Below are 19,975 nucleotides of genomic sequence, written 5' to 3' on the forward strand. Positions count from 1 at the left end.
TGGCACGTCACCTTAAAGGTTTGTTGAACAGTCCCCCCCCCTGTTCAGCGTTAACGCGAGGCTTGGAGGATCTCCTGTTGCGGCCTTTGTGGCCGTTTGAGGAGCCAATACATCGCCGGAACCACAAACAACGAGAGCAGCGTCGACACCAAAAGCCCGCTGAAGACCACCGTGCCAATGCTGATGCGGCTGGCGGATCCAGTGCCGCTGGCCAAAAGCAGAGGTAGAAACCCTGCGAGTGAGGTGATGGCCGTCAACAGGATGGGACGCATGCGGTTGACCGCTGCCGACTGAATCGCTTCCAGCAGTTCCATGCCCTGAGCCAGACGCTGGTTGGCAAATTCCACGATCAGAATGCCGTTTTTTGCTGCCAGGCTCACGAGCACCAGGAGACCCATCTGGCCATAGACATCGAGCGCCAGGCCTCGCAGTTTCAATCCGATCAATGCCCCGAGAAGGGCGAGTGGAACTGTCAGCAGGATGATCAGCGGGTCAAGAAAGCTCTCATACAGACCGGCCAGCAGGAGGTAGACCACCACAAGACTGAGGCTGAACAACACCCATGAGACGCTTTCGGCCTGGGTTTCCTCCCGAGCGAGCCCGGTGAAACTGAGCCCGAGGTTGGAGCCCCCATTGGCTTGATTGATGGCTTCCAGGCGGTCAATGGCCTGGCCACTGCTGATGCCATCGGCAGGAATGGCTGTAATGCGGATGGAGCGGTCCTGGTTGAAGTGATTGATGCTGCTGGCCCCTTCCTCGGGCACCAGGCGCATCACGGTGCTGACACTCACCAGTTCCCCCTGGCGGTTGCGCACCATCAGATTGGTGAGATCGGCGGCCTGAGAGCGCTCATCTCCCTCCAATTGCACGTAGATGGTGCGGATCTTCCCTCCTTCGAAGGTGTCGTCGATGTAGCGACCGCCAATGGCAGTGCCGATGTCTCGCAGGGTTTGGCTCAGGGGGAGATCCAGAGCGGCCATGGTGTCGCGGTCAATCTCCAGTCGCCAGCGGGGAGAGGAGGCATCGAAGCGGGTGCTCACCCGTTCAAAGACTCCACTGTCTTGGGCTGTCTTGATGAAGCGTTGGGCTTGTTGCTCGAACTCCGCCAGGGTGAGTTGGCCGCCACTGCGATCCAGCAGTTGCATCTGCAGTCCCGATTCGCTGCTGAATCCCCGCACGGTGGCCGGTGTCGTCACGATCACGCGCGCGTCCTCGACCTGGCTGCGCAACGCTGCATTGAGTCGATCTTTCACCGATTCGTTGCTGTTGCTCCTTCCAGGACGCTCCGTCAGGGGCACCAAGCGCAAATAAAACGAGCCGGTGTTCTCACCGCTCTGCCCAAAGGATCGACCGGCGTAGAAATTGCCAGTGCGGACCAGGGGTTCTGCTGCCACCACCTGGCGGACCGTCTCCATCACGGCTTCGGTGCGTTCCAGGCTGGCTCCATCCGCCAGGGTGAAGTAGCCCCTGACTTCGCCCTGGTCTTCATCAGGGATGAAGGCTGTGGGCATGGTGGTCAGGCCGATGGCGGTGATGATCAGGCCACTGAGCAGCAGGCTGAGCACCAGCCGACCACGGCCAAGCCAATCGGTTAACAGCACCGCATACCGCTCCTGGAGCCCATTCATCCCACGGCGTAGCCCTGCGCTCAGTCGTCGAACAGGGCCAGGAAGGCGGCCTCCGCCGGGCCCCAGCACCCTGGCGCAGGCCATGGGCGTGAACGTGAGGGCATTGAAGGTGGAGAACACAATCGCTCCACTGATGGCCAGCGCGATGGGCTCATACAGCCGGCCAATCGATCCTGGGATCAAGAGGACCGGCACAAAGACAGCGGCCAGCACCAGCGAGGTGGCGATCACGGCGCCTCCCAGCTCGGCCATGGCATCGTCGGCGGCCCGTTGGGAACTGGCCCCCTGTTCAATGCGTCCGGCGATGTCTTCGCTCACGACGATGGCGTCATCCACCACGATCCCGGTGGCGAGCACCAAGCCGAACAGAATCAAACTGTTGAGGGTGGACCCGCTCAGACGGATCACCACCAGGCTCCCGATCAGTGCCACGGGCACAGCGATGCCAGGGATCAGGGCGAGGCGCCAGCGTCCGAGAAACAGCAACAGCAGCGCCAGCACCAGAAGCACGGCATCGCGAAGGGTGGCGGTGGTGCGATCGAGATTGGCCTGCACCGTGTCGGCCACGTCCACAATCGTTTGCATGGTCAGGCCTGGAGGGAAACTCTCCTCCAGGCGCTTGAGTTCGCTGCGCACGGCCCGGCTCACAGCCAGGGCGTTAGCACCATCGCGTTGGTAGATCCCGACGGCCACCGTTCGTTCCCCTTGCAGATTCAGGGCGCTGCTGCCATAGCTGGTGGTGCCCAGCTCGACGCGACCCACATCGCCCAAGCGCACCAGGCCTCCTTGGTCAGTGCGGTTGACCACCATCGCTTCGAAGTCGCTTTGGCTGCGCAGGCGTCCCTCCGCTTCCACCGGCAGGCTGAAGGCCTGGCCACGCGGGGCCGGGGCCTCACCGATGCTGCCGATCGCTGCGAGAACGTTCTGCTCGGCCAGTGAGGCAGTGATGTCGTTGCTTGTGAGGTTGAACTGTTCGAGCTTCTGCGGATCCAGCCAGAGCCGGAAGGCCAAATCGCTGCTGCCGAAAATTCGGATATCACCGACTCCCGGCGTGCTGCGAAGGGCGTTGCGGAGGTTTTGGTCGAGCCAGCCGCCCACGAAGGTGGGGGCATAGAGCTCTTTCGGCGTACTGAACCCGAGGATCAGCAGGATGTCGTCAGAGGAGCGCCGCACCGTGATCCCTTGGCGGCTGACGGACTGAGGCAGGCGGCGGGTCGCCAGGCTCACCTCGTTTTGCACCTTGATGGCATTGAGCTCTGGGTCCCCGCTGTCAAAGCGAAGGCTGAGGCTGGCTCCTCCCTGGCGGCTGGTGGAGCTCATGCTTTCCAGACCTTCAAGTCCGCTGAGCTGCTGCTCAAGGACTGCGGTCACGCTTTGCTCAACGACTTCCGGTCCGGCCGCGGGAAACGTTGCACGCACACTGACGCGAGTCGGTGCCAGTTGTGGAAGATCTTCGAGCCCGAGCCCGGCCAGCGAAACAAGTCCGGCCAGTAGAACCAGAAGGCTGCAGACCACTGTGAATACAGGGCGGCGCAGAAATGGACCAGAGATTGACCGCACCGCCTGCGATTTTTTGGATCAAACTCAATCAATCCTGCCAGTGAAAAGCCCCCGATGCGTGAAACGCATCGGGGGCTGAGGGATCGTTTTGAAATCCCTTTTCGGAGAATCCTTTAAGGCAAGGATTCAGCCGACGCTCCAGACACCACCGGCGATTTTCACGAGGTCCTGAACGTGCAGGGTGTCGCAAAGAAGCCAAGCGAACACGGCGCCGCCGCAACCGCCAAGCCAGAAGCCACTGGTGAACTCAGACCAACCGTTTCTGGTGAAGAGATCCGAAGGGGGATTCTCGACGGTGACGTCAGCGGGAGGAATGTGAGGTTGCTTACCGGGCTGGTTGTAAAGCAGGAACAGCAGAGTCAGCAGATGAACCGCGCCGATGGCAGCAAGGAGGCCTGCTGTCGCGGAATACTCAGTGTTTCTGAGGGGGCCACAAATCGTGTAGGGGCCGTAGAGCAGATATCCGAAGGCAGCGCCTGTCTCAATTCCTCTGAAATTGGGTGAGATTCCCTGGCGGTAAAAAGGCAGGTTATTGATCAGCCACTTCATGAAATACCCGCTGTTCACGGGAGTGGCGAGGTTGCCGACGCAGGGATCGGAAGGAGGAGTGACAGTCATTGACTTAGAAGGCTCGAATCAAATGGATCGATTGGGTTTTGAATGCTTATTCGGCTGCGGTAATCGCACGGCCGACCAGAACAATGAAGACCGCGGGAAACACGATTCCGATCATTGGCACGAACATCACAGGCAGCCAGGCTGCTGCAAAATCTCCAGTCATGATCAAGCCCAGGGTGTCGTCAGGATTTTAGAGTCGGCTCGCTGGGGTGACCCTTTCGGGTGATTCCCCACGACATAAAAGTTCAACTCCGCCGGTCCGATCGTGGGCCGCTTCCCTGATGTCCCAGGCTTACGTCGGTGGTGCTGCTGCCGTTGTCCTTGCTGCTGTTCTTTATGCGGTTGGACGCAAGCCGAGCAAGCCATTTCTGCGCAACCCAGACGTCACGTCCGTCGCCGCTTTGAATCGCGCCCAAGTGGAGCTTGTGCAAGCTGCAGTGGCTGATGCTGAACGTGGTGAGGGGGATGAGGATGACTGGCAGCCTCCCGCGAGTTCAGGCGAGGTGCTCGCCCTGCAGAAGCAACTTCGCGCAGCGATGAACGCTGGTCCCGATCAGCGCCTTGAGGCGGTGACCCTTGCTGGTCGTTGGGGGCATCGTGCGTTGCTCCCGTTGCTGCGCCGCGGCCTGCGGGATTCCGACAGCCGTGTGGTGGAAGCAGCAGCTGCTGCCCTTGATGGTCGCCGAGGTGCCTCTGTACAGCAGGTCGCCAAAGCGGGTCGTCCCCCACGGAATGTGGCCCGGCTTGCGTGAGCAATAGCCTTCGGTTCTGTCTGAATGATCGCTTCGGGTTGCTTGCTTACCGAAGCGTTTCCCGGATCCGATAGATCGGCCTGTCCTGGCTTTCGTGGTACGTGCGGATCAGCAGCTCGGCCAACAGGCCGAAGCAGAACAGCTGAATGCCTGCCAGCCCCAGGACCACAGCCAGGGTGAGCAGGGGCCGATTGCCGATATCGGCGCCCATCAGCTTGATCACCAATAAATAGGTGCTGGCGATCAGGCTGCCGGCAATGGCCACCAGTCCCCCGAAGCCGAACACGTACATCGGACGGGTCAGGAAGCGCTTCATAAACCAGACCGTCAGGAGGTCCATCAACACCCGGAAGGTGCGATCGATCCCGTACTTGCTTGTGCCGTACTGGCGGGCCCGGTGATTGACCTTCACCTCGGTGATCCGGGCTCCCTCGATGAAGGCGAGGGCCGGCAGGAAGCGGTGCAGTTCGCCGTAGAGACGCATGTCGGACAGCACCTCGCGCCGGTAGGCCTTGAGGGAGCAGCCGTAGTCGTGGAGCCGCACGCCTGTGACCCGGCCAATCAAGCGGTTGGCGATCTTGGAAGGAAGCTTGCGCTGCAGTGCAGCGTCCTGACGTTGATGGCGCCAGCCGCTCACCAGGTCATAGCCCTCCCGCAAGGTGCTTAGCAGCAACGGGATGTCTGCAGGATCATTCTGCAGGTCACCATCCAGGCTCACGATCACGTCGCCCTGGGCCTCATCAAAGCCGGCTGCCATGGCAGCGGTCTGGCCGTAGTTTTTGCGCAGCAGAACCCCCACCAGTTCCGGCACCTCTCTGCTCAGGCGTTCGAGCACCTCAGCTGTGCGGTCGCTGGAGCCATCGTTCACCAGAACCAACTCAAAGCGTTCGCCCGTCGGACGGAGCGCTTGGAGAAGTTGTTCAACGAGATGGGGAAGGCTTTCCTCTTCGTTGTAGAGGGGAACCACCACGGAAAGATCGAGCGTGGAGGCGGGGCTGGGGACCATCCCATCAGTGGATCAGTAACAGCAACCTAGGCCCAAGCGCTTTGGCCCTTGGTCAAGCCTCGGGATCACCAATAGGAGTAGCGGCGGTAAATCGTTCGCCTGCCCAGTTGCACTTTCGTGCCGTCCGGGCAGACGCCCTCCCGCTCTTCCACGTAGGAGCGACCGGGACAGCGATCGAGAGGAGTTCGATTCCAGGTGTTGTATTTCTCCCCAGTGCAGTAAGCGTCCTCGTTGATGCTTCTGAAGTCTCGATAGCGCGTGCGTTCATCAATGCGGATATCGAGCCAGGCTTCGCCTTCCGTCGGCAGGCTGCTGTCGACAGGGTTTTGCACCGACCAGGTGAAGCGGTTTTCTCCCGGCTGAACGGAGAGAAAGCTGCCGTGTTGGCGGTTGCCAATGCTGATCCAGAAACTCTCCGAACGATTGCGCCCTTCGTTGTATTCCCGGTCCGTGAAGCCGCCGGTGCGTTGGTTGCGCACCACGATGCGTTGTCGTCCGCCGGGAGGGGTGGGTGCCAGGAAGCTGAGGTTTTTGATCGGTGTCACGCTTTCCCCAGGGCAATCCCCTTGGAAGATCGTGCGCACCAGGGTCAGATGGTTGATCGGCTGGCGATATTGAAGGAACTCACCTTCGACGAAGGCCTCGGCCTGGGCGATGAGGGCAGAGGCCATCAGGGAGAGCGGTTCCATGGCGGATCGTTCATCTCCTTTCCATCTTCGCCCTCAAGGCAAGGTGCTCCCGTCATGGCAGCGTTCCACCCTTCCGGCGCCTCTGAGTTCGCCTCGGTAGTGGCAGGCCACTGGATGCTGGTCATGGGGATGGATGCTGTCGACGCCGATTCCATTGCGGCCATGGTCTTGACCGGAACTGTGCCAATAGCGCCCCGCGCCCTGGTGGATCGCTACGTGGGTGCAGCGTCGTGGCGTTCCAAAGAACAGCAGGTCTCCGGGCTGTAGTAAGTGGTCATTGCCGGGATGGACCGCCACCGGGGTGCAGAGGCGCTCCTGCTGGTAAGCGTCACGGGGGAGCCAGATGCCTTGGCTTGCAAAGGCCGTCTGCACCAGGCCGGAGCAGTCAAGGTCAGGGCCGATGGTGCCCCCCCAGAGGTAAGTGTTGCAGCTGTGGGCCGCTGCCTCCACCCAATCCAGCACCGCTGGGATGCGAGCGGCAATGGTTGTGGCGTCCAGCAACCGCGGGCGCCAGGCATCACAGGCACGTGCGCTTCCCACCACGGCATCGAGATCCAGCCAGCAGGGGTAGCCGTCCTCTAGCAGCCGTACCGCCACGCGCCCGTGGCTGGGGGGAGCGACCACCTTGAAGCGTCGGCCTGATGCGGCCTGGGTGGCCAAGCCTGAGCCGTCGACGCGCGCATAGCCGTTGACGCCGCGGGTCAGGATCCAGCAGCTGCCGGGATGCAGCAGTTCAGGAGCGAGAGGTGTGCCTAGGGTCAGCATTGCCAGCTGCCATTGCTATGGCGTTCTACCGCCCCGACCAGGTCATGCAGGAGTACCTGGTGGCCCAGATCAAGCGATTGGCTGCCGATGGTCGCGACGGTTTGTTGGAGCGCCTGGCGGTGACTTGGGTTCGCTACGACACCGATCAGCCTGTGACGGGTAGTGGCCAGGGGGCTGCCTGGGGGGATCAACGGCAGATCTACCCAGCCAGCGTCGTCAAGCTTATTTACGCCATGGCTGCTGAAGCCTGGCTTCAACAGGACTTGCTGCCGGAGGAGCCGGAATTGCGTCGGGCCATGCGCGACATGATTGCTGATTCCAGCAATGACGCCACCGGCTTGCTTGTGGATCTGCTTACCGGCACCACCAGTGGACCAGCGCTCCAGGGGGAGGCCTGGGAGCTTTGGCAACGTCAACGTCGCCTGGTGAATGACTGGCTTCAGGGGTTGGGTTGGCCTGAGCTGGAGCACGTCAATTGTTGCCAGAAAACCTGGGGAGACGGCCCTTTTGGCCGTGAGCGGGTGTTCTACGGAGTTGATCTAGAGAACCGCAATGCTCTGAGCACCGCGGCCACGGCGAGGGTCTTGGAGGCGGTGATGACCGATGGGCTGCTGTCTCCCCCCGCCTGTCAACGGCTTCGGGAGCTGCTGGCACGTTCCCTCGATCAAGCGCAGCGGGCGGCAGATCCGGAGAATCAGGTGGATGGCTTTCTTGGTGCAGGTCTGCCCGAAGGCAGTCGGCTGTGGAGTAAGGCCGGTTGGATGAGTAAGGCGCGCCACGATGCTGCTTGGTGGCGTGCTCCTGACGGTTCTCCAGCCTTGTTGGTGGCTTTTTCCGACGGAGCGGCCTGTGCCAAAGATGAGCAGCTTCTCCCTGAGCTGGCCAGGCAGTTGGCTGCCTTCAAGGGGTAGCGAGGGCAGGTGTCCTCGCTGCGATCCGAAGAAGCAGTGTTTTGACCCATGCGCGGACCTCAACAGGCTGTCTAGACCGAAGGCATCCCCAGTGAGACCGCCACAACTGGTTCGACAAAGGAGGTCTCAAGGGCAAGGGGTGGTTCTCCCACCCCTTTTCACTGTCAGCGCCGGGGCAGGCTTGCCTTTCGCCGGGATCTGCCGCAGTGGTGACGTTGACGCTCAGAGCTTGGGCGTGTGCTTGGGTTCATCGCGAGGGGATCCGAGCCGTGTTTCCAGCGCTTCCACGCGATGGATCAGCACCTCGAAGGCGTGCACAAATTCGCGGTCGTCGCACTCCAGTCGTTCGATTCGTTCAATCAGTTCGCTGGTGGTTTCCTCTGGCAGGGGAACCGGCGCTGGAGGAATCGAGTGATGGCCACCTTCGAGGCCTGAGGCCTGAAGCACGGATCCCTCGGAATTCACATACAGCTCAGCGAGCTGATCGAGCACCGAGCGAGGCGACAACCCTCGCGAACGGCAAAACTCCTTGAATTGTTTGCGGGAAGGAGACACGAGCAAGGGTTCGCGGGGATTGAACAATCCCGAGAAGGAACACAAATCAATCGTCTTTGGTGCTGGGACGATCCCAGGTCAGCCGTTGCCGATTGATACGCCAGAAGTGTCTGAAGGCCGGTGGCCTCCAGGACTTCAATTCAACGGAGAGGGAGGGATTCGAACCCTCGACAGAAGTTGCCTCCTGTAACTCCTTAGCAGGGAGCCGCTTTCAACCACTCAGCCACCTCTCCAGCGGCTCGCACAACATACCAAGCGGTTGGCCCCTCCAGCTCTTTCGGTGGTCGGAAGAGGGCCTCAAATCAGACCGTCACCCTGGGTAGGCGGTGTTTGAAGCCGCAAAGCACCTCCCAGGGAATCGATTCGCTGAGCTCACTCCAGGACCGAGGGCTGATCTCCTGGTCTCCATCACGGCCCAGGAGGGTCACCACATCTCCGCTGTCGAGATCGGGATGATCGGTGGCGTCGAGAATTAACTGATCCATGGTGATGGCCCCCACCTGGAGCAGCGAATGTCCCCTATGTAGAGCGGTGATTTTGCCGGAAAGACAGCGGCTGACCCCGTCGGCATAGCCGATGCCCACGACCGCCAGACGACTGGGGCGTTGGGTGACGAAACGATGGCCGTAACTCACACCGACACCAGTCCCCACCTCGCGAATCAGGGTGACGCGTGCTTTGACGCCCATGGCGGGTTGGAGCGGAACAGCAGCGTCGAGATGGGGGCTTGGGCTGTGGCCGTAGAGGGCGAGTCCCACGCGCACCAGATCGTGATGCAGGCCCGGATCCCGCAGGGTGCCGGCGGAGTTGGCAAGGTGGTGAAGGGCTTGGTGCTCGGGCAAATGGTGCAGCACCTCGTTGAAGCGGGTCTGCTGTAGGCGGGTTACGCGATCTCCATCACCTTCCGGGTCACCATCCGCCAGGGCCAGATGGCTGTAGATGCCGCAGAGGTGCAGCTGGTTCAACTGCTGGATCGCCTCCGTCAGACGGGGAGCGTCCTCCCAGGCGCAGCCCAGCCTGTTCATGCCGGTGTCGAGCTTGAGTTGCACGGCGAACTGGCGGCCACTGCCATCAGCAAGGTTCTGGCAGAGCAAGGCCTCACGCATGCTGCTCAGGGTGGGCATCAGCTGCCACTGAAGACAGGCGCGCAGGTCATCCGGCTGAGTGAGATTGCCCAGCACAAGGATCGGTTGTTCCAGGCCGGCGCGGCGCAGGTCGATCCCTTCCTGGAGGGTGGCGACTCCCAGTTGCGCAGCTCCTCCCTGAACAGCAGCGCGGGCCACGGTGGTTGCGCCATGGCCATAGCCATCGGCTTTGACCACCGCCATCAGGGCACAGGTTGGCTTCAGCAGCCGCCTGAGGGCGCGCGCATTGCTTTCAATGGCCGCGGGCGAGACCTCCAACCAGGCCCGTTGGCGCGGGTCGAGCGTCTGCTGCTCGCTGAAGCCGGAAGGCTCCTGGCCACTGCTGATCAGGTCACGCATGGAGCGATGGTCGCGCAGGCCACGGACCAAACCGTGGATTGCCTCTAGCATGCCTTGGAATCTGGGGGCTGGCATGGGCCAGGTTCTCGTTCTCAATGCGTCCTACGAGCCGCTCAACATCACCTCCTGGCGACGCGCCACCGTGATGATGTTGAAAGGCAAGGCTGAAGGGTTGGAGCACGACCCCCACCATTGCCTGCGGGACGATTTTCATGTGCCCACGGTGATCCGGTTGCGCCAGTTTGTGCACGTTCCGTTCCGCCAGCTGGCGCTGACCCGTCGCAACCTGTTCCAGCGCGATCACCACTGTTGTCAGTACTGCGGCAGTCGTGGCGGGCAGTTATCGATTGATCATGTGCTGCCCCGTAGCCGCGGTGGTGCTGACACCTGGGAGAACGTGACCACTGCATGCCTGCGTTGCAATGTGCGCAAGGGCAATCGCACCCCTCAGGAGGCCAACATGCCCCTGCGCCATCAGCCCCATCGCCCTGCTGGTCACCTCAGTTTTGAGGCGCGCCGTCAGATCCAGTCTGGGCAGCGGGCCGACTGGGCGAAATACATGATCGGCAGTTAAGACTGCCGATCGCTCAGTCGTCAGCGCGGCTGAGGGCTTCCAGCTTCTCGCGTTGCTCTTCGGCGATGCAGGCGCCGATGACATCGTCCATCTGGCCCTCCAGCATTGGATCAAGGCTGAAGTTGCGGCCAAGACGGTGATCGGTAACGCGATTGTCTTTGGCGTTGTAGGTGCGGATTTTCTCGCTTCGATCACCGGTACCGACCTGGGCTCGGCGGGCCGAGCTCTCCGCGGCATTGGCTTCCGCTAGTTGGCGTTCGTAGAGCTTGGCCCGAAGGATTTCCAGGGCCCGTTCGCGGTTTTGCAACTGCGATCGTTCCTGCGTGCAGAACACGCGGATTCCGGTGGGTTTGTGCAGCAGGTCCACGGCTGTCTCCACTTTGTTCACGTTCTGGCCACCGGCTCCTCCGGAGCGAGCGGTGCTGATTTCAAGCTCGGTGGGATCGATTTGCACCTCCACAGGATCTGCTTCTGGCATCACGGCAACCGTGGCGGTGGAGGTGTGAACCCTCCCCTGGGATTCGGTGGCTGGCACCCGTTGAACGCGGTGCACGCCAGCTTCAAACTTCAATTGACTGAATACGGCGTCGCCTTTCACCGAAAGAATCAGCTCGCGGTACCCGCCAAGATCAGCCGCATTGGCGCTGACTGGCTGGACATTCCAGCCCTGTCGACTGCCATAGCGTTCATACATGCGGGCCAGATCCCCGGCCCAGAGACAGGCTTCGTCACCACCAGCCCCGGCTCGGATTTCCAGCATCACGCTGCGTTCATCGCGGGGATCACTGGGAAGCAGCGCCAGCGTCACGCGTTCGATCAGGGTCGCCTGGCGTTCATTCAGATCCTGAATCTCAAGACGAGCGAGCTCTTCCATGCCGCTGTCCCCGCGGCTCTCCTTGAGCAGGCTCTCAGCTTGCTGGCGCTCCTCCTCCACCTGCTGAAGGCTCTGATAGTCCTGCACCAGAGGTTCAAGGCGCGATCGCTCACGGGCGATTGATTGCAGCCGCTTGGGGTCGGATGCCACGTCGGGATCCGCCAGTTGCCGCTCCAGATTGTGAAAACTGTTGGTAGCCGCATCAAGCCGGCTGATCAGGGTTTCGAGGTCCATCCCGTTCGGCAAGCAGTGATAAAAACACCCCCGATCGCAGAACGAACTCTGCGGTCGGGGGCAAGAGGATGAACAACGGCGTCGGATCCGTTGCGGGTTGAGCTCAGGCTTCGGCCTTGGTGGCGCTGCCCATGCCGTACTTCTTCATGAAGCGATCCACACGACCCTCGGTATCGAGAATCTTTTGGGTGCCAGTGAAGAAGGGGTGGTTGCCGCTCCAGACGTCGACGTGAATCTCGGGCTGGGTGGAGCCAGTGGTCATCACCACTTCTCCGTTGCAGATCACCTTGGCATCGGGGTACCAGGTGGGATGAATGTCGGACTTGGGCATGACAGGGATCAGCGCTTGGAGAACTGAGGAGCTTTGCGGGCTTTCTTGAGGCCGTACTTGCGACGTTCCTTGGCGCGGGGGTCGCGGCTGAGGTGACCCTCAGTTTTCAGAGGCTTGCGGTTGTCGGCGGACAGCTCGCAAAGGGCGCGGGCTGCACCCTGCTTGATGGCATCGGCCTGGCCGGTGAGGCCACCACCGCGCACATTCACCAACACGTCGTACTCGCCAGTCAGACCCAGGGTTTGAAGGGGAGCTTTGACCGCTGAGATGTAAGCGGGGTTGTAGTTCAGGTAATTGTCGCCAGGGCGACCGTTGATGGTGATCGTGCCGTTGCCGGGGACAAGGCGAACACGAGCCACGGAGGTCTTACGACGACCGGTGCCCCAGTAGACGACGGAGTTGGAAGTGCTCATTGGGCAGAAGCGGCGGGATCGAGCTGGAGGGGCTTGGGCTGCTGGGCGGCATGGGGATGCTCGCTGCCCTTGTAGACCTTGAGTTTGCGGAACAGCTGACGACCAAGAGCGTTGTGGGGAAGCATGCCTTTGATGGCTTTCTCCACGATGCGCTCAGGCAGGCGCTCCTGCAGGTGCTCAAACGTTTCCACCTTCATGCCGCCGGGACGGCCGGAATGGCGGCGATACAGCTTCTGCTGAGATTTGCTGCCGCTGACGCGAATCTTGTCAGCGTTCACCACGACGACGAAATCGCCGGTGTCGAGGTGGGGGGTGTAGGTGGCCTTGTTTTTGCCACGCAGGACAGAAGCAACCTCTGTGGCCAGGCGGCCGAGGGTTTGATTCTCAGCGTCCACCAGGTACCACTGGCGGTCGATTGAATCGATTGAGGGAACGGATGTCTTGTTCATCGCGCCGGCGTGCCGGTTCGGGTATGCCCCACCTGAGCTGGCGGAGCTGGGCAAAAAGGATCGGTCCGCCCAGGGCGTCCTGATCAAAGCTCAATGAATGAGCTTACCTCGTGGGGGGTCTCAGTCTCGATGAGAGCTGAGACAAGAGGTGTGCGGGCCGATTGCGCCGGTGCAGTTCTGCGGCCGGCAGAGTTCAGTCTGTTTTCGGCAGTGGAGGAGGATCCTGCGCTGCCAGAAAATACCGCGGTTGGCAATCGTACCACCCGCCTTCACTGAAGATGGGCTCGCCGTAGCCAGCCCTGAGCAAGCAGAGGCCTTGCGGTGGGGCGGCGTCTTTGACCTCGCTGCGGCGCCGTTCTCGCCAGCGTCGTTCGAAGGCTTCAAGGCTGAGGCGATGTTCCCCCACGGCCACCAGTTGGCCCATCAACAGTCGCACCATGCCGTAAAGAAAACCGCTGGCCTGGATTTCCACCGTGACCAGATCACCCTCCCGCTCGAGACTGACGTCTTGAATCGTGGTGCGCGAGTGGGCTCGGCGACTGCCGGCGCGCATGAAAGCGCCGAAATCATGGAGTCCGAGCAGACCCTGCAGCGCCTCGCCCATCAGGCTGTCATCGAGGCGGGCTTGGTAGCGATGCCACGTCCAGGGAGTCAGAAACAGGTTCGGTCGCCGCCCGTTGTAGATGGTGTAGCGATAACGCCGGTAGGTGGCTGAGTAGCAGGCATGCCAGTCCAGTGGACGTTCCACTGCTTCACGCACACGGATCGTCCCCGGCAAACGCCCATTCAGAGCTGGAGCCCAGCGCCAGGCTGGAATCGGCCCGCAGCAATCGAAATGCACCACCTGCCCGGCGGCATGGACGCCTGCATCGGTTCGACCTGCGGCAACCGTGTGCACTGGGCGGATGGGGTCCAATTGGCTGATGGCTTCGTCCAATGCGGCTTGCACACTGTTGCCTTGGCGTTGCCGTTGCCAGCCACAAAAAGCAGAACCCTCGTACTGCAGGCTGAGGGCAATCCGTCGAATCAACGGAGGCTCAGTTGCAGTCGAGGGTTCTGAAGGATTCAGGAGTCAGTCCTGATCAGACCAGTTCGATAATGGCCATTTCGGCATTGTCACCACGACGAGGCACGGTGCGGGTGATCCGGGTGTAGCCGCCCTTGCGATCGCCATAACGATCCTGCGCCTTGTCGAACAGGGCGTGCACCAGCTGCTTGTCGTACATGTAGCCAATGGCACGACGACGAGCGGCGAGGCTGCCGTCTTTGGCCAGGGTGATCATGCGCTCAGCTTCATCACGCAGAGCCTTAGCTCGCGCTTTGGTGGTGGTGACGCGACCTTCACGGATCAGCTGGGTGGTCAAGCCACGGAGCATGGCTTTGCGCTGGTCAGCCGGGCGGCCCAGCTGGGGAACTCGACATTGGTGACGCATGGTTCTGGCAGACGCTGGTTAAAAAGAACGAAAAAATCAGGCGCTGGTGCGGCTCTGAGGGATCGAGATGCCGATGCGCTCGAGAGCTTCGATCACCTCGTCGGCCGACTTGGAACCGAAGTTCTTGATCTCCAGCAGGTCTTCGTAGCTGAAGCCCATCAGGTCGGACACGGAATTGACCTGTGCACGCTTGAGGCAGTTGTAGGCCCTCACGGACAGGTTGAGCTCTTCCAGGGGAATCTGGGCCTCTGCGGAAGGCTCAGGCTCCAAGCCGGGCTCTTCCACCATGGTGACAGTGGCGAGGGGCTGGAACAGTTCGATCAGCTGGTTGGCTGCTTCAGCGATGGCATCATCAGGGGTGATGGAACCATCGGTGACCACTTCCATGCGCAAACGCTCACGGGCGGAGCCGCCTTCGGCAACAGCGGTTTCATCGATGGAGAAGTTCACCCGATGCACAGGCATGAACACGGCATCGATCTGGAGGAGATCGATGGCATTGGTGTCTTCGCTGTGGCGGTCAACCGGGCGGTAGCCGATGCCTCGCTCAACATGCAGTTCGAGCTCGAGGCTGTGGCCATCGCTGACCGTGGCGATGGTGCGCTCGGGGTCGACCACCTGAACCTGGGAGGAGAACTGCAGATCGCGAGCTTTCACTTCCGAAGGGCCGGCCACCACAAGGCGACCGATTTCCAGTTCGGAGGAACGGCTGTTGACGCTCAGCTGTTTGCAGTTGAGCAGGATGTCGAGCACGTCTTCACGCACACCGGGAACGGTGGCGTATTCGTGATTGACACCAGCAATGCGAACGGCGGTGACGGCACTGCCTTCAAGGCCTCCCATCAGCACACGACGCAGGGAGTTGCCCAGCGTGGTGGCCTGACCGCGCTCCAGCGGACCGATGAGGAACACGCCGGTTTGGGCGCGATCGTCAGCGATCTGATGCTCGATACGGTCGATCTGGTATTGCAGCACGATCTGAAGCGGGGTTAAGGGAGAAATCCAGGAGGACGTCGCGAATCAGACGCGACGACGCTTGGAACGACGGCAGCCGTTGTGGGGCAGAGGTGTGACGTCGCGAATCAGGGTGATTTCCAGGCCGGCCACTTGAAGGGCGCGGATGGCGGTTTCACGGCCTGAACCAGGGCCGCGCACCAGTACTTCGATTTGACGCATGCCTTGCTCAAGAGCACGGCGGGCAGCAGCTTCAGCTGCGGTCTGTGCAGCGAAAGGGGTTCCCTTACGGGCGCCCTTGAAGCCGCTGGCACCAGCCGACGACCAGGAGATCACTTCTCCGGTGGTGTCGGTGATGGACACGATCGTGTTGTTGAACGTGCTCTGAATGTGGGCAACGCCGTTGGGGACATTGCGCTTGGCCTTTTTGGGGCCAGATTTTTTGACGGTCTTGGCCATGAACTGGGGCCTGAAGGCAGGGAAAGGGGGACGATCGAAGTGGGGAGTGGCTCACCTGGAAGGTGATGCCGAACGCCTTACTTCTTCTTACCGGCCACGGTTTTACGAGCGCCGCGACGGGTGCGGGCATTGGTACGAGTGCGCTGACCGCGAACCGGAAGGCTCATGCGGTGGCGACGGCCGCGCACGCAACCGATGTCCTGCAAGCGCTTAAGGGCCATGCCCTCCTGACGGCGCAGGTCACCCTCGATCGTGAAGCCTTCAGTGGCACCACGCAACTTCTGAACGTCGCCGTCCTCAAGGTCCTTGACGCGGGTGTCGGGGTTGACTCCGGTCTGGGAGAGGATGGTGCGGGCCCGGGTGGGTCCGATTCCGTAGATGTAGGTGAGGGCGACTTCAACACGCTTGTCGCGGGGAATGTCGACACCAGCAATCCTTGCCACTGAGCAAACAATCGAGGGGGGACGGGGGCCGCCTTCAGGCGGCTGTTGAGGCGATGGTCAGCGGTCGGCTGACCGGCAGTCGGGGGATCAACCCTGGCGCTGCTTGTGCTTGGGGTTGGCGCAAATGACCATGACCCGGCCGTGACGGCGAATCACGCGGCACTTTTCGCACATTTTCTTGACCGAGGCGCGCACCTTCATGGGGTGTGGCTCTCCAAAATTCCAAACAACTACCTTACCACAGGAGGGTAATCAAGACCCTGTCAAGGCTTGTTGGATGCGGTCGGTGATGGCCTCGATGTTGCCCTGGGCTTCCACCGAGATCAATTGGCCCTTCTGACGATAGTGATCGATCAGCGGAGCTGTCTTGTCGCGGTAAACCTCAAGGCGGTGGCGGATCACGTCTTCGTTGTCGTCTTCGCGTCCGCGGCTGAGCATCCGCTCCATCAACACGGCGTCGTCCAGCTCGAGAAGCACCACGGCTTCCAGGGGTTGACCAATCTCCGTCAGCAGCGGCTCGAGCGCTTCGGCCTGGGCCACGTTGCGGGGGAAGCCGTCAAGCAGCCAGCCTCCATCGCCAAGGGCGCCGAGCTGCCCTTTGACGATTGCCAGTACTAAAGCGTCGCTCACCAGTTCGCCGCGATTCATCACGGCTTTGGCTTCTTTGCCCAGGTCGGTGCCGGCGGCTACTTCGGCTCTGAGTAGGTCGCCGGTGGAGAGGTGCTTCATGCCGTGCTGTTCGCACAGGCGTGCGGCCTGAGTGCCTTTGCCTGCACCGGGAGGGCCAAGGAAAAGAAGGCGTTTTTTCATGGATGACATTCGGATGAAACTGAACTTGCAGAGCTTGAGGTACGTTTTCGTCTCGCTAGCGTGTTGGCTGCGTAACTTTTTTGTCTCGGGTGCTGCTTATCCGCGCACCATGCCTTCGTAGCGCTGCGACACCACGTAGGTCTTGACCTGTTTGGCTGTTTCAATCGCCACGCCCACCAGGATCAGCAGCGATGTGGATCCAAGGCCGCCGAGAACAATTCCGCTTGAGTTCTCCAGCAATGAGGGAATGATCACCACGGCGCCGAGGAACAGACCGCCAAGAAGGGTCAGACGGGCCTGTACTCCAGAGATGTAGTTCGCTGTCGCGGTACCGGGACGGACACCAGGGATGGCCACACCGCCGCGTTTGAGGTTGCTGGCAATGTCGGTTGGATTGAGCGTTAGGGACGCATAGAAATACGAGAACCCCAGGATCAGTGCGAAATAGAGCACGTAATAGGCCGTTTTGCCGGGCTGGATCGCTCCGACGGCTTGGGCCAGCCATTCTTGCTTCGTGACCTGGGCAAGGGTTGCCGGAAGGAAGAGCATGGCTGAGGCAAAAATGATTGGCATCACGCCACCAGCATTGAGCTTCATCGGCAGGTAGCTCTGGCGGCTGGGCAGGGTTCCCGTGCCACCGATTTGTCGCTTCGCGCTCACGATGGGCAGGCGCCTTGACGCTTCTTGCACGAACACGATCCCCACAATCGTCGCCAGAAACACCAGCGTGAGAGTGGCCAGGCCGATCACAGCCTGGCGGCCCCCAAGCTGCGCCTGAGAAATGGCATTGCCCAAAGTGCTGGGCAGGGTGGCCACGATGTTCAGAAAAATCACCAGCGAGGCTCCCTGACCAATGCCCCGCTCGGTGATCACTTCACTGATCCACATCACCACCATGGCCCCTGTCACGAGGGCCAGAGCGGTCTGAATCACGAACACCACTTCGCTCAACCCCTCCGTGGCGTACTGCTTGAGGATCAGAGCGAACACGACGCTCTGAATCAGACCCCATCCCAGGGCCACATAGCGGGTGATCTGGGCGATCTTGCGTCGGCCGGCTTCCCCCTCGTTTTTCTGCAGGTCTTCGAGCTGAGGCAGGGATGCCGTCAGCAGTTGCATGATGATCGAGGCGTTAATAAACGGCAGGATCCCCAGGGCAAACACGCCAAGGCTCGAGACGCCTCCTCCCGTGAAGATGTCGAGGAACCCGATCAGGTTGCCTCCACCTTGGAGAAACTCTTGGAACCGGACGCGATCGATGCCTGGCATCGGGATGTAGATCCCGATGCGGACCAGCAACAGCAGGCCGATGGTGGTGAGGATCCGGTTTCGCAGCTCCGGGCTGGTCACCGCCTGGCTGATCACTTCTCCGGCGCTGGGGTTGCGTCCCCGACTGACGAGCATGACTGGGTGAGGGTGGGGTGAGAGGGGCTTGCTACCAAAAAGCCGTCCGATGACCGAAGTCATGCGGACGGCTCAGACCTTAGATCTGCTTGGGCAAATCAGACTGAAACTCAGTCGAGCAGTTCGCAGCTGCCACCGGCAGCTTCGATCTTGGTGCGGGCTGATGCAGTGAAGGCAGCCGCCTGAACGGTCAGCTTGACCTTCAGCTCACCATTGCCAAGCACTTTCAGGGGATGCTTGGGGCTGGTGACCACGCCGTCCTTGACCAGAGAGTCGAGGTTGACGGTGCTGCCTGCCTTGAGCTCATTGAGAGCAGACACGTTCACCACCGTGAAGAACTTGGGGTTCACCAGGGGGAAGTGCTTGAGCTTGGGCACCCGGCGGTAGAGGGGCATCTGGCCACCTTCGAAGCCGGGGCGGGTGGGACGACCCGAGCGGGACTTCTGACCACGCATGCCGAAGCCGCAGCTGGCCCCCTGGCCGGCGGCGATGCCACGGCCCTTGCGCAGTTTGCGGCGACGGGCGCCTTTGTTGGCTTGGAGGGAATCGAGACGAAGGGTCATGGGGAATCAGGAATAGATCTGCTCGAGGGAGATCCCCCGTTCCTTGGCGGTGTCCTTGTGGGTACGGAGCTCAGACAGGGCCACCATCGCAGCGCGAGCGTTGTTCAGGGGCGTCTTACTGCCGAGACGTTTGGCCAGCACATTCTTAATGCCGGCAAGCTCGAGCACCGTGCGGATGGAACCACCCGCGATCACACCGGTACCAGGGGCTGCGGGACGGATCAGCACGCTGGCTGCACCGTCGCGACCGTTGGAGAGGGTGGGGATGGAGTTGTGACGGGTGAGAGGCACCTTGACCAGGTGCTTCTTGCCGTCGGCAACGCCCTTGCGGACGGCACCGATCACGTCACCAGCCTTGCCGACACCAACGCCGACCTGGCCGCGCTCATTGCCGACCACGACGATGGCGCGGAAGCTCATCTTCTTACCGCCTTTGACGGTTTTGGACACGCGGCGGATCTGCACCACGCGCTCCTGCCATTCGGAGTCACGCTCCTGTCCACGGCGGTCGCCGCGGCGGCCACCACGACGGTCGCCACGGTCACGGCCACCGCGACGCTGCTCCTGCTGCTGCTGGCCTTCGGCCGCTGCAGGAACGTCGGATGCTGCCGGGACGTCGTTGGGGTTGGTCTGGGAGTTGGTTTCGGTCATGTTGAGAGCAGGATCAGAACTGAAGGCCCGCTTCCCGGGCGGCGTCGGCGAGGGCTTTCACCCGACCGTGGTACAGGTTGCCGCCGCGATCGAAGACCACCTGTTGGATGCCCTTGGCCAGGGCACGCTTAGCCACCAGTGCGCCAACGGCAACGGAGGCATCGCAGCTGCTGCCGTCAGCCTTCAGGCTGGTGCGCAGCTCCTTGTCAATCGTGGATGCAGAGCACAAAGTGCTCTGGGCATCGTCGTCGATGACCTGGGCGTAGATGTGGTTGTTGGAGCGGAACACGGCGAGACGAGGGCGCTCGGCGGAACCGATGAGATGACGACGCAGGCGCCGGTGGCGCTTCTGAGTCTGCTGTTTGCGGGAAAGGGTCGACATGGTGGGAGAAACGGAGGGTTGCCTGGCAGGGGA

26 protein-coding genes and 1 tRNA gene are annotated in these 19,975 nt (G+C 61.5%); 3 read left to right on the top strand and 24 right to left on the bottom strand.

From position 1 onward, the window contains the following. Positions 1-50: 50 nt before the first annotated feature. The 3 genes from RS9916_RS12695 to RS9916_RS12705 form a co-directional block, all read right to left on the bottom strand. Positions 51-3,188: an efflux RND transporter permease subunit gene (locus tag RS9916_RS12695; RefSeq protein ID WP_038023817.1), complete on the bottom strand. Its 3,138-nt coding sequence runs from the start codon at positions 3,186-3,188 to the stop codon at positions 51-53. Positions 3,189-3,314: 126 nt separating this feature from the next. Continuing rightward, complete coding sequence (locus RS9916_RS12700) at positions 3,315-3,806, bottom strand: photosystem I reaction center protein subunit XI (protein WP_007099850.1); 492 nt, start codon at positions 3,804-3,806, stop codon at positions 3,315-3,317. A gap of 46 nt (positions 3,807-3,852) precedes the next feature. Beyond that, a complete protein-coding gene (locus tag RS9916_RS12705; protein WP_007099851.1) occupies positions 3,853-3,969 on the bottom strand; it encodes a photosystem I reaction center subunit VIII in 117 nt (38 codons plus the stop codon). Positions 3,970-4,087: 118 nt separating this feature from the next. Between RS9916_RS12705 and RS9916_RS12710 the strand changes: the two genes are divergently transcribed. Next, positions 4,088-4,558 (top strand): HEAT repeat domain-containing protein, encoded by a 471-nt coding sequence (locus tag RS9916_RS12710; RefSeq protein ID WP_007099852.1) that lies wholly within the window; start codon positions 4,088-4,090, stop codon positions 4,556-4,558. A 46-nt stretch (positions 4,559-4,604) separates the two neighbouring features. Here RS9916_RS12710 and RS9916_RS12715 read toward each other — a convergent pair whose 3' ends face one another. From RS9916_RS12715 to RS9916_RS12725, 3 genes are all read right to left on the bottom strand, one after another. Next, positions 4,605-5,564: a glycosyltransferase family 2 protein gene (locus tag RS9916_RS12715; protein ID WP_007099853.1), complete on the bottom strand. Its 960-nt coding sequence runs from the start codon at positions 5,562-5,564 to the stop codon at positions 4,605-4,607. Positions 5,565-5,629: 65 nt separating this feature from the next. Beyond that, positions 5,630-6,253, bottom strand: coding sequence for a hypothetical protein (locus RS9916_RS12720; protein ID WP_007099854.1), 624 nt, complete (start codon positions 6,251-6,253; stop codon positions 5,630-5,632). Positions 6,254-6,286: 33 nt separating this feature from the next. Continuing rightward, entirely contained in the window at positions 6,287-7,018 is a 732-nt protein-coding gene (locus tag RS9916_RS12725) for a C40 family peptidase (RefSeq protein WP_007099855.1), read from the bottom strand. 17 nt (positions 7,019-7,035) lie between these two features. Between RS9916_RS12725 and RS9916_RS12730 the strand changes: the two genes are divergently transcribed. Beyond that, positions 7,036-7,929, top strand: coding sequence for a serine hydrolase (locus tag RS9916_RS12730; RefSeq protein ID WP_007099856.1), 894 nt, complete (start codon positions 7,036-7,038; stop codon positions 7,927-7,929). Positions 7,930-8,151: 222 nt separating this feature from the next. On the opposite strand, the gene RS9916_RS12735 is transcribed toward RS9916_RS12730, so the two are convergent. The 3 genes from RS9916_RS12735 to alr all read right to left on the bottom strand — a co-directional run bounded on the left by RS9916_RS12735 (position 8,152) and on the right by alr (position 9,968). Further along, positions 8,152-8,436, bottom strand: a complete 285-nt coding sequence (locus RS9916_RS12735; RefSeq protein ID WP_156777555.1) for a hypothetical protein — start codon at positions 8,434-8,436, stop codon at positions 8,152-8,154. Between the two features lie 192 nt (positions 8,437-8,628). Beyond that, positions 8,629-8,717 (bottom strand) — tRNA-Ser (locus RS9916_RS12740). 69 nt (positions 8,718-8,786) lie between these two features. Beyond that, a complete protein-coding gene (alr, locus tag RS9916_RS12745; protein WP_038024648.1) occupies positions 8,787-9,968 on the bottom strand; it encodes an alanine racemase in 1,182 nt (393 codons plus the stop codon). Between the two features lie 73 nt (positions 9,969-10,041). Here alr and RS9916_RS12750 point away from each other — a divergent pair, with 73 nt between their 5' ends. Beyond that, the gene (locus tag RS9916_RS12750; RefSeq protein ID WP_007099859.1) at positions 10,042-10,542 is read left to right on the top strand and encodes an HNH endonuclease; all 501 of its coding nucleotides are present in this window, start codon (positions 10,042-10,044) and stop codon (positions 10,540-10,542) included. A 13-nt stretch (positions 10,543-10,555) separates the two neighbouring features. Here the strand turns inward: RS9916_RS12750 and prfA are convergent, their stop codons facing one another. The 15 genes from prfA to rplR form a co-directional block, all read right to left on the bottom strand. Next, complete coding sequence (gene prfA / locus RS9916_RS12755; protein WP_007099860.1) at positions 10,556-11,650, bottom strand: peptide chain release factor 1; 1,095 nt, start codon at positions 11,648-11,650, stop codon at positions 10,556-10,558. Between the two features lie 103 nt (positions 11,651-11,753). Then, the gene (gene rpmE / locus RS9916_RS12760; protein WP_007099861.1) at positions 11,754-11,981 is read right to left on the bottom strand and encodes a 50S ribosomal protein L31; all 228 of its coding nucleotides are present in this window, start codon (positions 11,979-11,981) and stop codon (positions 11,754-11,756) included. Between the two features lie 8 nt (positions 11,982-11,989). Next, the gene (rpsI, locus tag RS9916_RS12765) at positions 11,990-12,394 is read right to left on the bottom strand and encodes a 30S ribosomal protein S9 (protein WP_007099862.1); all 405 of its coding nucleotides are present in this window, start codon (positions 12,392-12,394) and stop codon (positions 11,990-11,992) included. Then, positions 12,391-12,843, bottom strand: a complete 453-nt coding sequence (gene rplM, locus RS9916_RS12770) for a 50S ribosomal protein L13 (protein WP_038023820.1) — start codon at positions 12,841-12,843, stop codon at positions 12,391-12,393. Before rplM ends, rpsI begins: the two co-directional genes overlap by 4 nt. A gap of 193 nt (positions 12,844-13,036) precedes the next feature. Further along, complete coding sequence (gene truA, locus RS9916_RS12775; RefSeq protein WP_038023822.1) at positions 13,037-13,912, bottom strand: tRNA pseudouridine(38-40) synthase TruA; 876 nt, start codon at positions 13,910-13,912, stop codon at positions 13,037-13,039. A 13-nt stretch (positions 13,913-13,925) separates the two neighbouring features. Further along, complete coding sequence (gene rplQ / locus RS9916_RS12780; protein WP_007099865.1) at positions 13,926-14,276, bottom strand: 50S ribosomal protein L17; 351 nt, start codon at positions 14,274-14,276, stop codon at positions 13,926-13,928. A 36-nt stretch (positions 14,277-14,312) separates the two neighbouring features. Further along, positions 14,313-15,251: a DNA-directed RNA polymerase subunit alpha gene (locus tag RS9916_RS12785; RefSeq protein WP_007099866.1), complete on the bottom strand. Its 939-nt coding sequence runs from the start codon at positions 15,249-15,251 to the stop codon at positions 14,313-14,315. A 45-nt stretch (positions 15,252-15,296) separates the two neighbouring features. Continuing rightward, entirely contained in the window at positions 15,297-15,689 is a 393-nt protein-coding gene (gene rpsK / locus RS9916_RS12790; protein ID WP_007099867.1) for a 30S ribosomal protein S11, read from the bottom strand. A 77-nt stretch (positions 15,690-15,766) separates the two neighbouring features. Next, positions 15,767-16,132, bottom strand: a complete 366-nt coding sequence (rpsM, locus tag RS9916_RS12795; RefSeq protein ID WP_007099868.1) for a 30S ribosomal protein S13 — start codon at positions 16,130-16,132, stop codon at positions 15,767-15,769. Between the two features lie 87 nt (positions 16,133-16,219). Next, positions 16,220-16,333, bottom strand: a complete 114-nt coding sequence (gene rpmJ, locus RS9916_RS14010) for a 50S ribosomal protein L36 (protein WP_007099869.1) — start codon at positions 16,331-16,333, stop codon at positions 16,220-16,222. A gap of 51 nt (positions 16,334-16,384) precedes the next feature. Beyond that, positions 16,385-16,942 (bottom strand): adenylate kinase, encoded by a 558-nt coding sequence (locus RS9916_RS12800; RefSeq protein WP_007099870.1) that lies wholly within the window; start codon positions 16,940-16,942, stop codon positions 16,385-16,387. Between the two features lie 96 nt (positions 16,943-17,038). Then, positions 17,039-18,346, bottom strand: coding sequence for a preprotein translocase subunit SecY (gene secY / locus RS9916_RS12805; RefSeq protein ID WP_007099871.1), 1,308 nt, complete (start codon positions 18,344-18,346; stop codon positions 17,039-17,041). Between the two features lie 110 nt (positions 18,347-18,456). After that, positions 18,457-18,909, bottom strand: a complete 453-nt coding sequence (gene rplO / locus RS9916_RS12810; RefSeq protein WP_007099872.1) for a 50S ribosomal protein L15 — start codon at positions 18,907-18,909, stop codon at positions 18,457-18,459. Between the two features lie 6 nt (positions 18,910-18,915). Continuing rightward, positions 18,916-19,560 carry a 30S ribosomal protein S5 gene (gene rpsE, locus RS9916_RS12815; RefSeq protein WP_007099873.1) on the bottom strand — a complete coding sequence of 215 codons (645 nt, stop codon included), beginning with the start codon at positions 19,558-19,560 and terminating at the stop codon, positions 18,916-18,918. A 13-nt stretch (positions 19,561-19,573) separates the two neighbouring features. Further along, positions 19,574-19,942, bottom strand: coding sequence for a 50S ribosomal protein L18 (rplR, locus tag RS9916_RS12820; protein ID WP_007099874.1), 369 nt, complete (start codon positions 19,940-19,942; stop codon positions 19,574-19,576). Positions 19,943-19,975: the final 33 nt, after the last annotated feature.

It is taken from the genome of Synechococcus sp. RS9916 (genome assembly GCF_000153825.1).
Taxonomy (GTDB): domain Bacteria; phylum Cyanobacteriota; class Cyanobacteriia; order PCC-6307; family Cyanobiaceae; genus Synechococcus_C.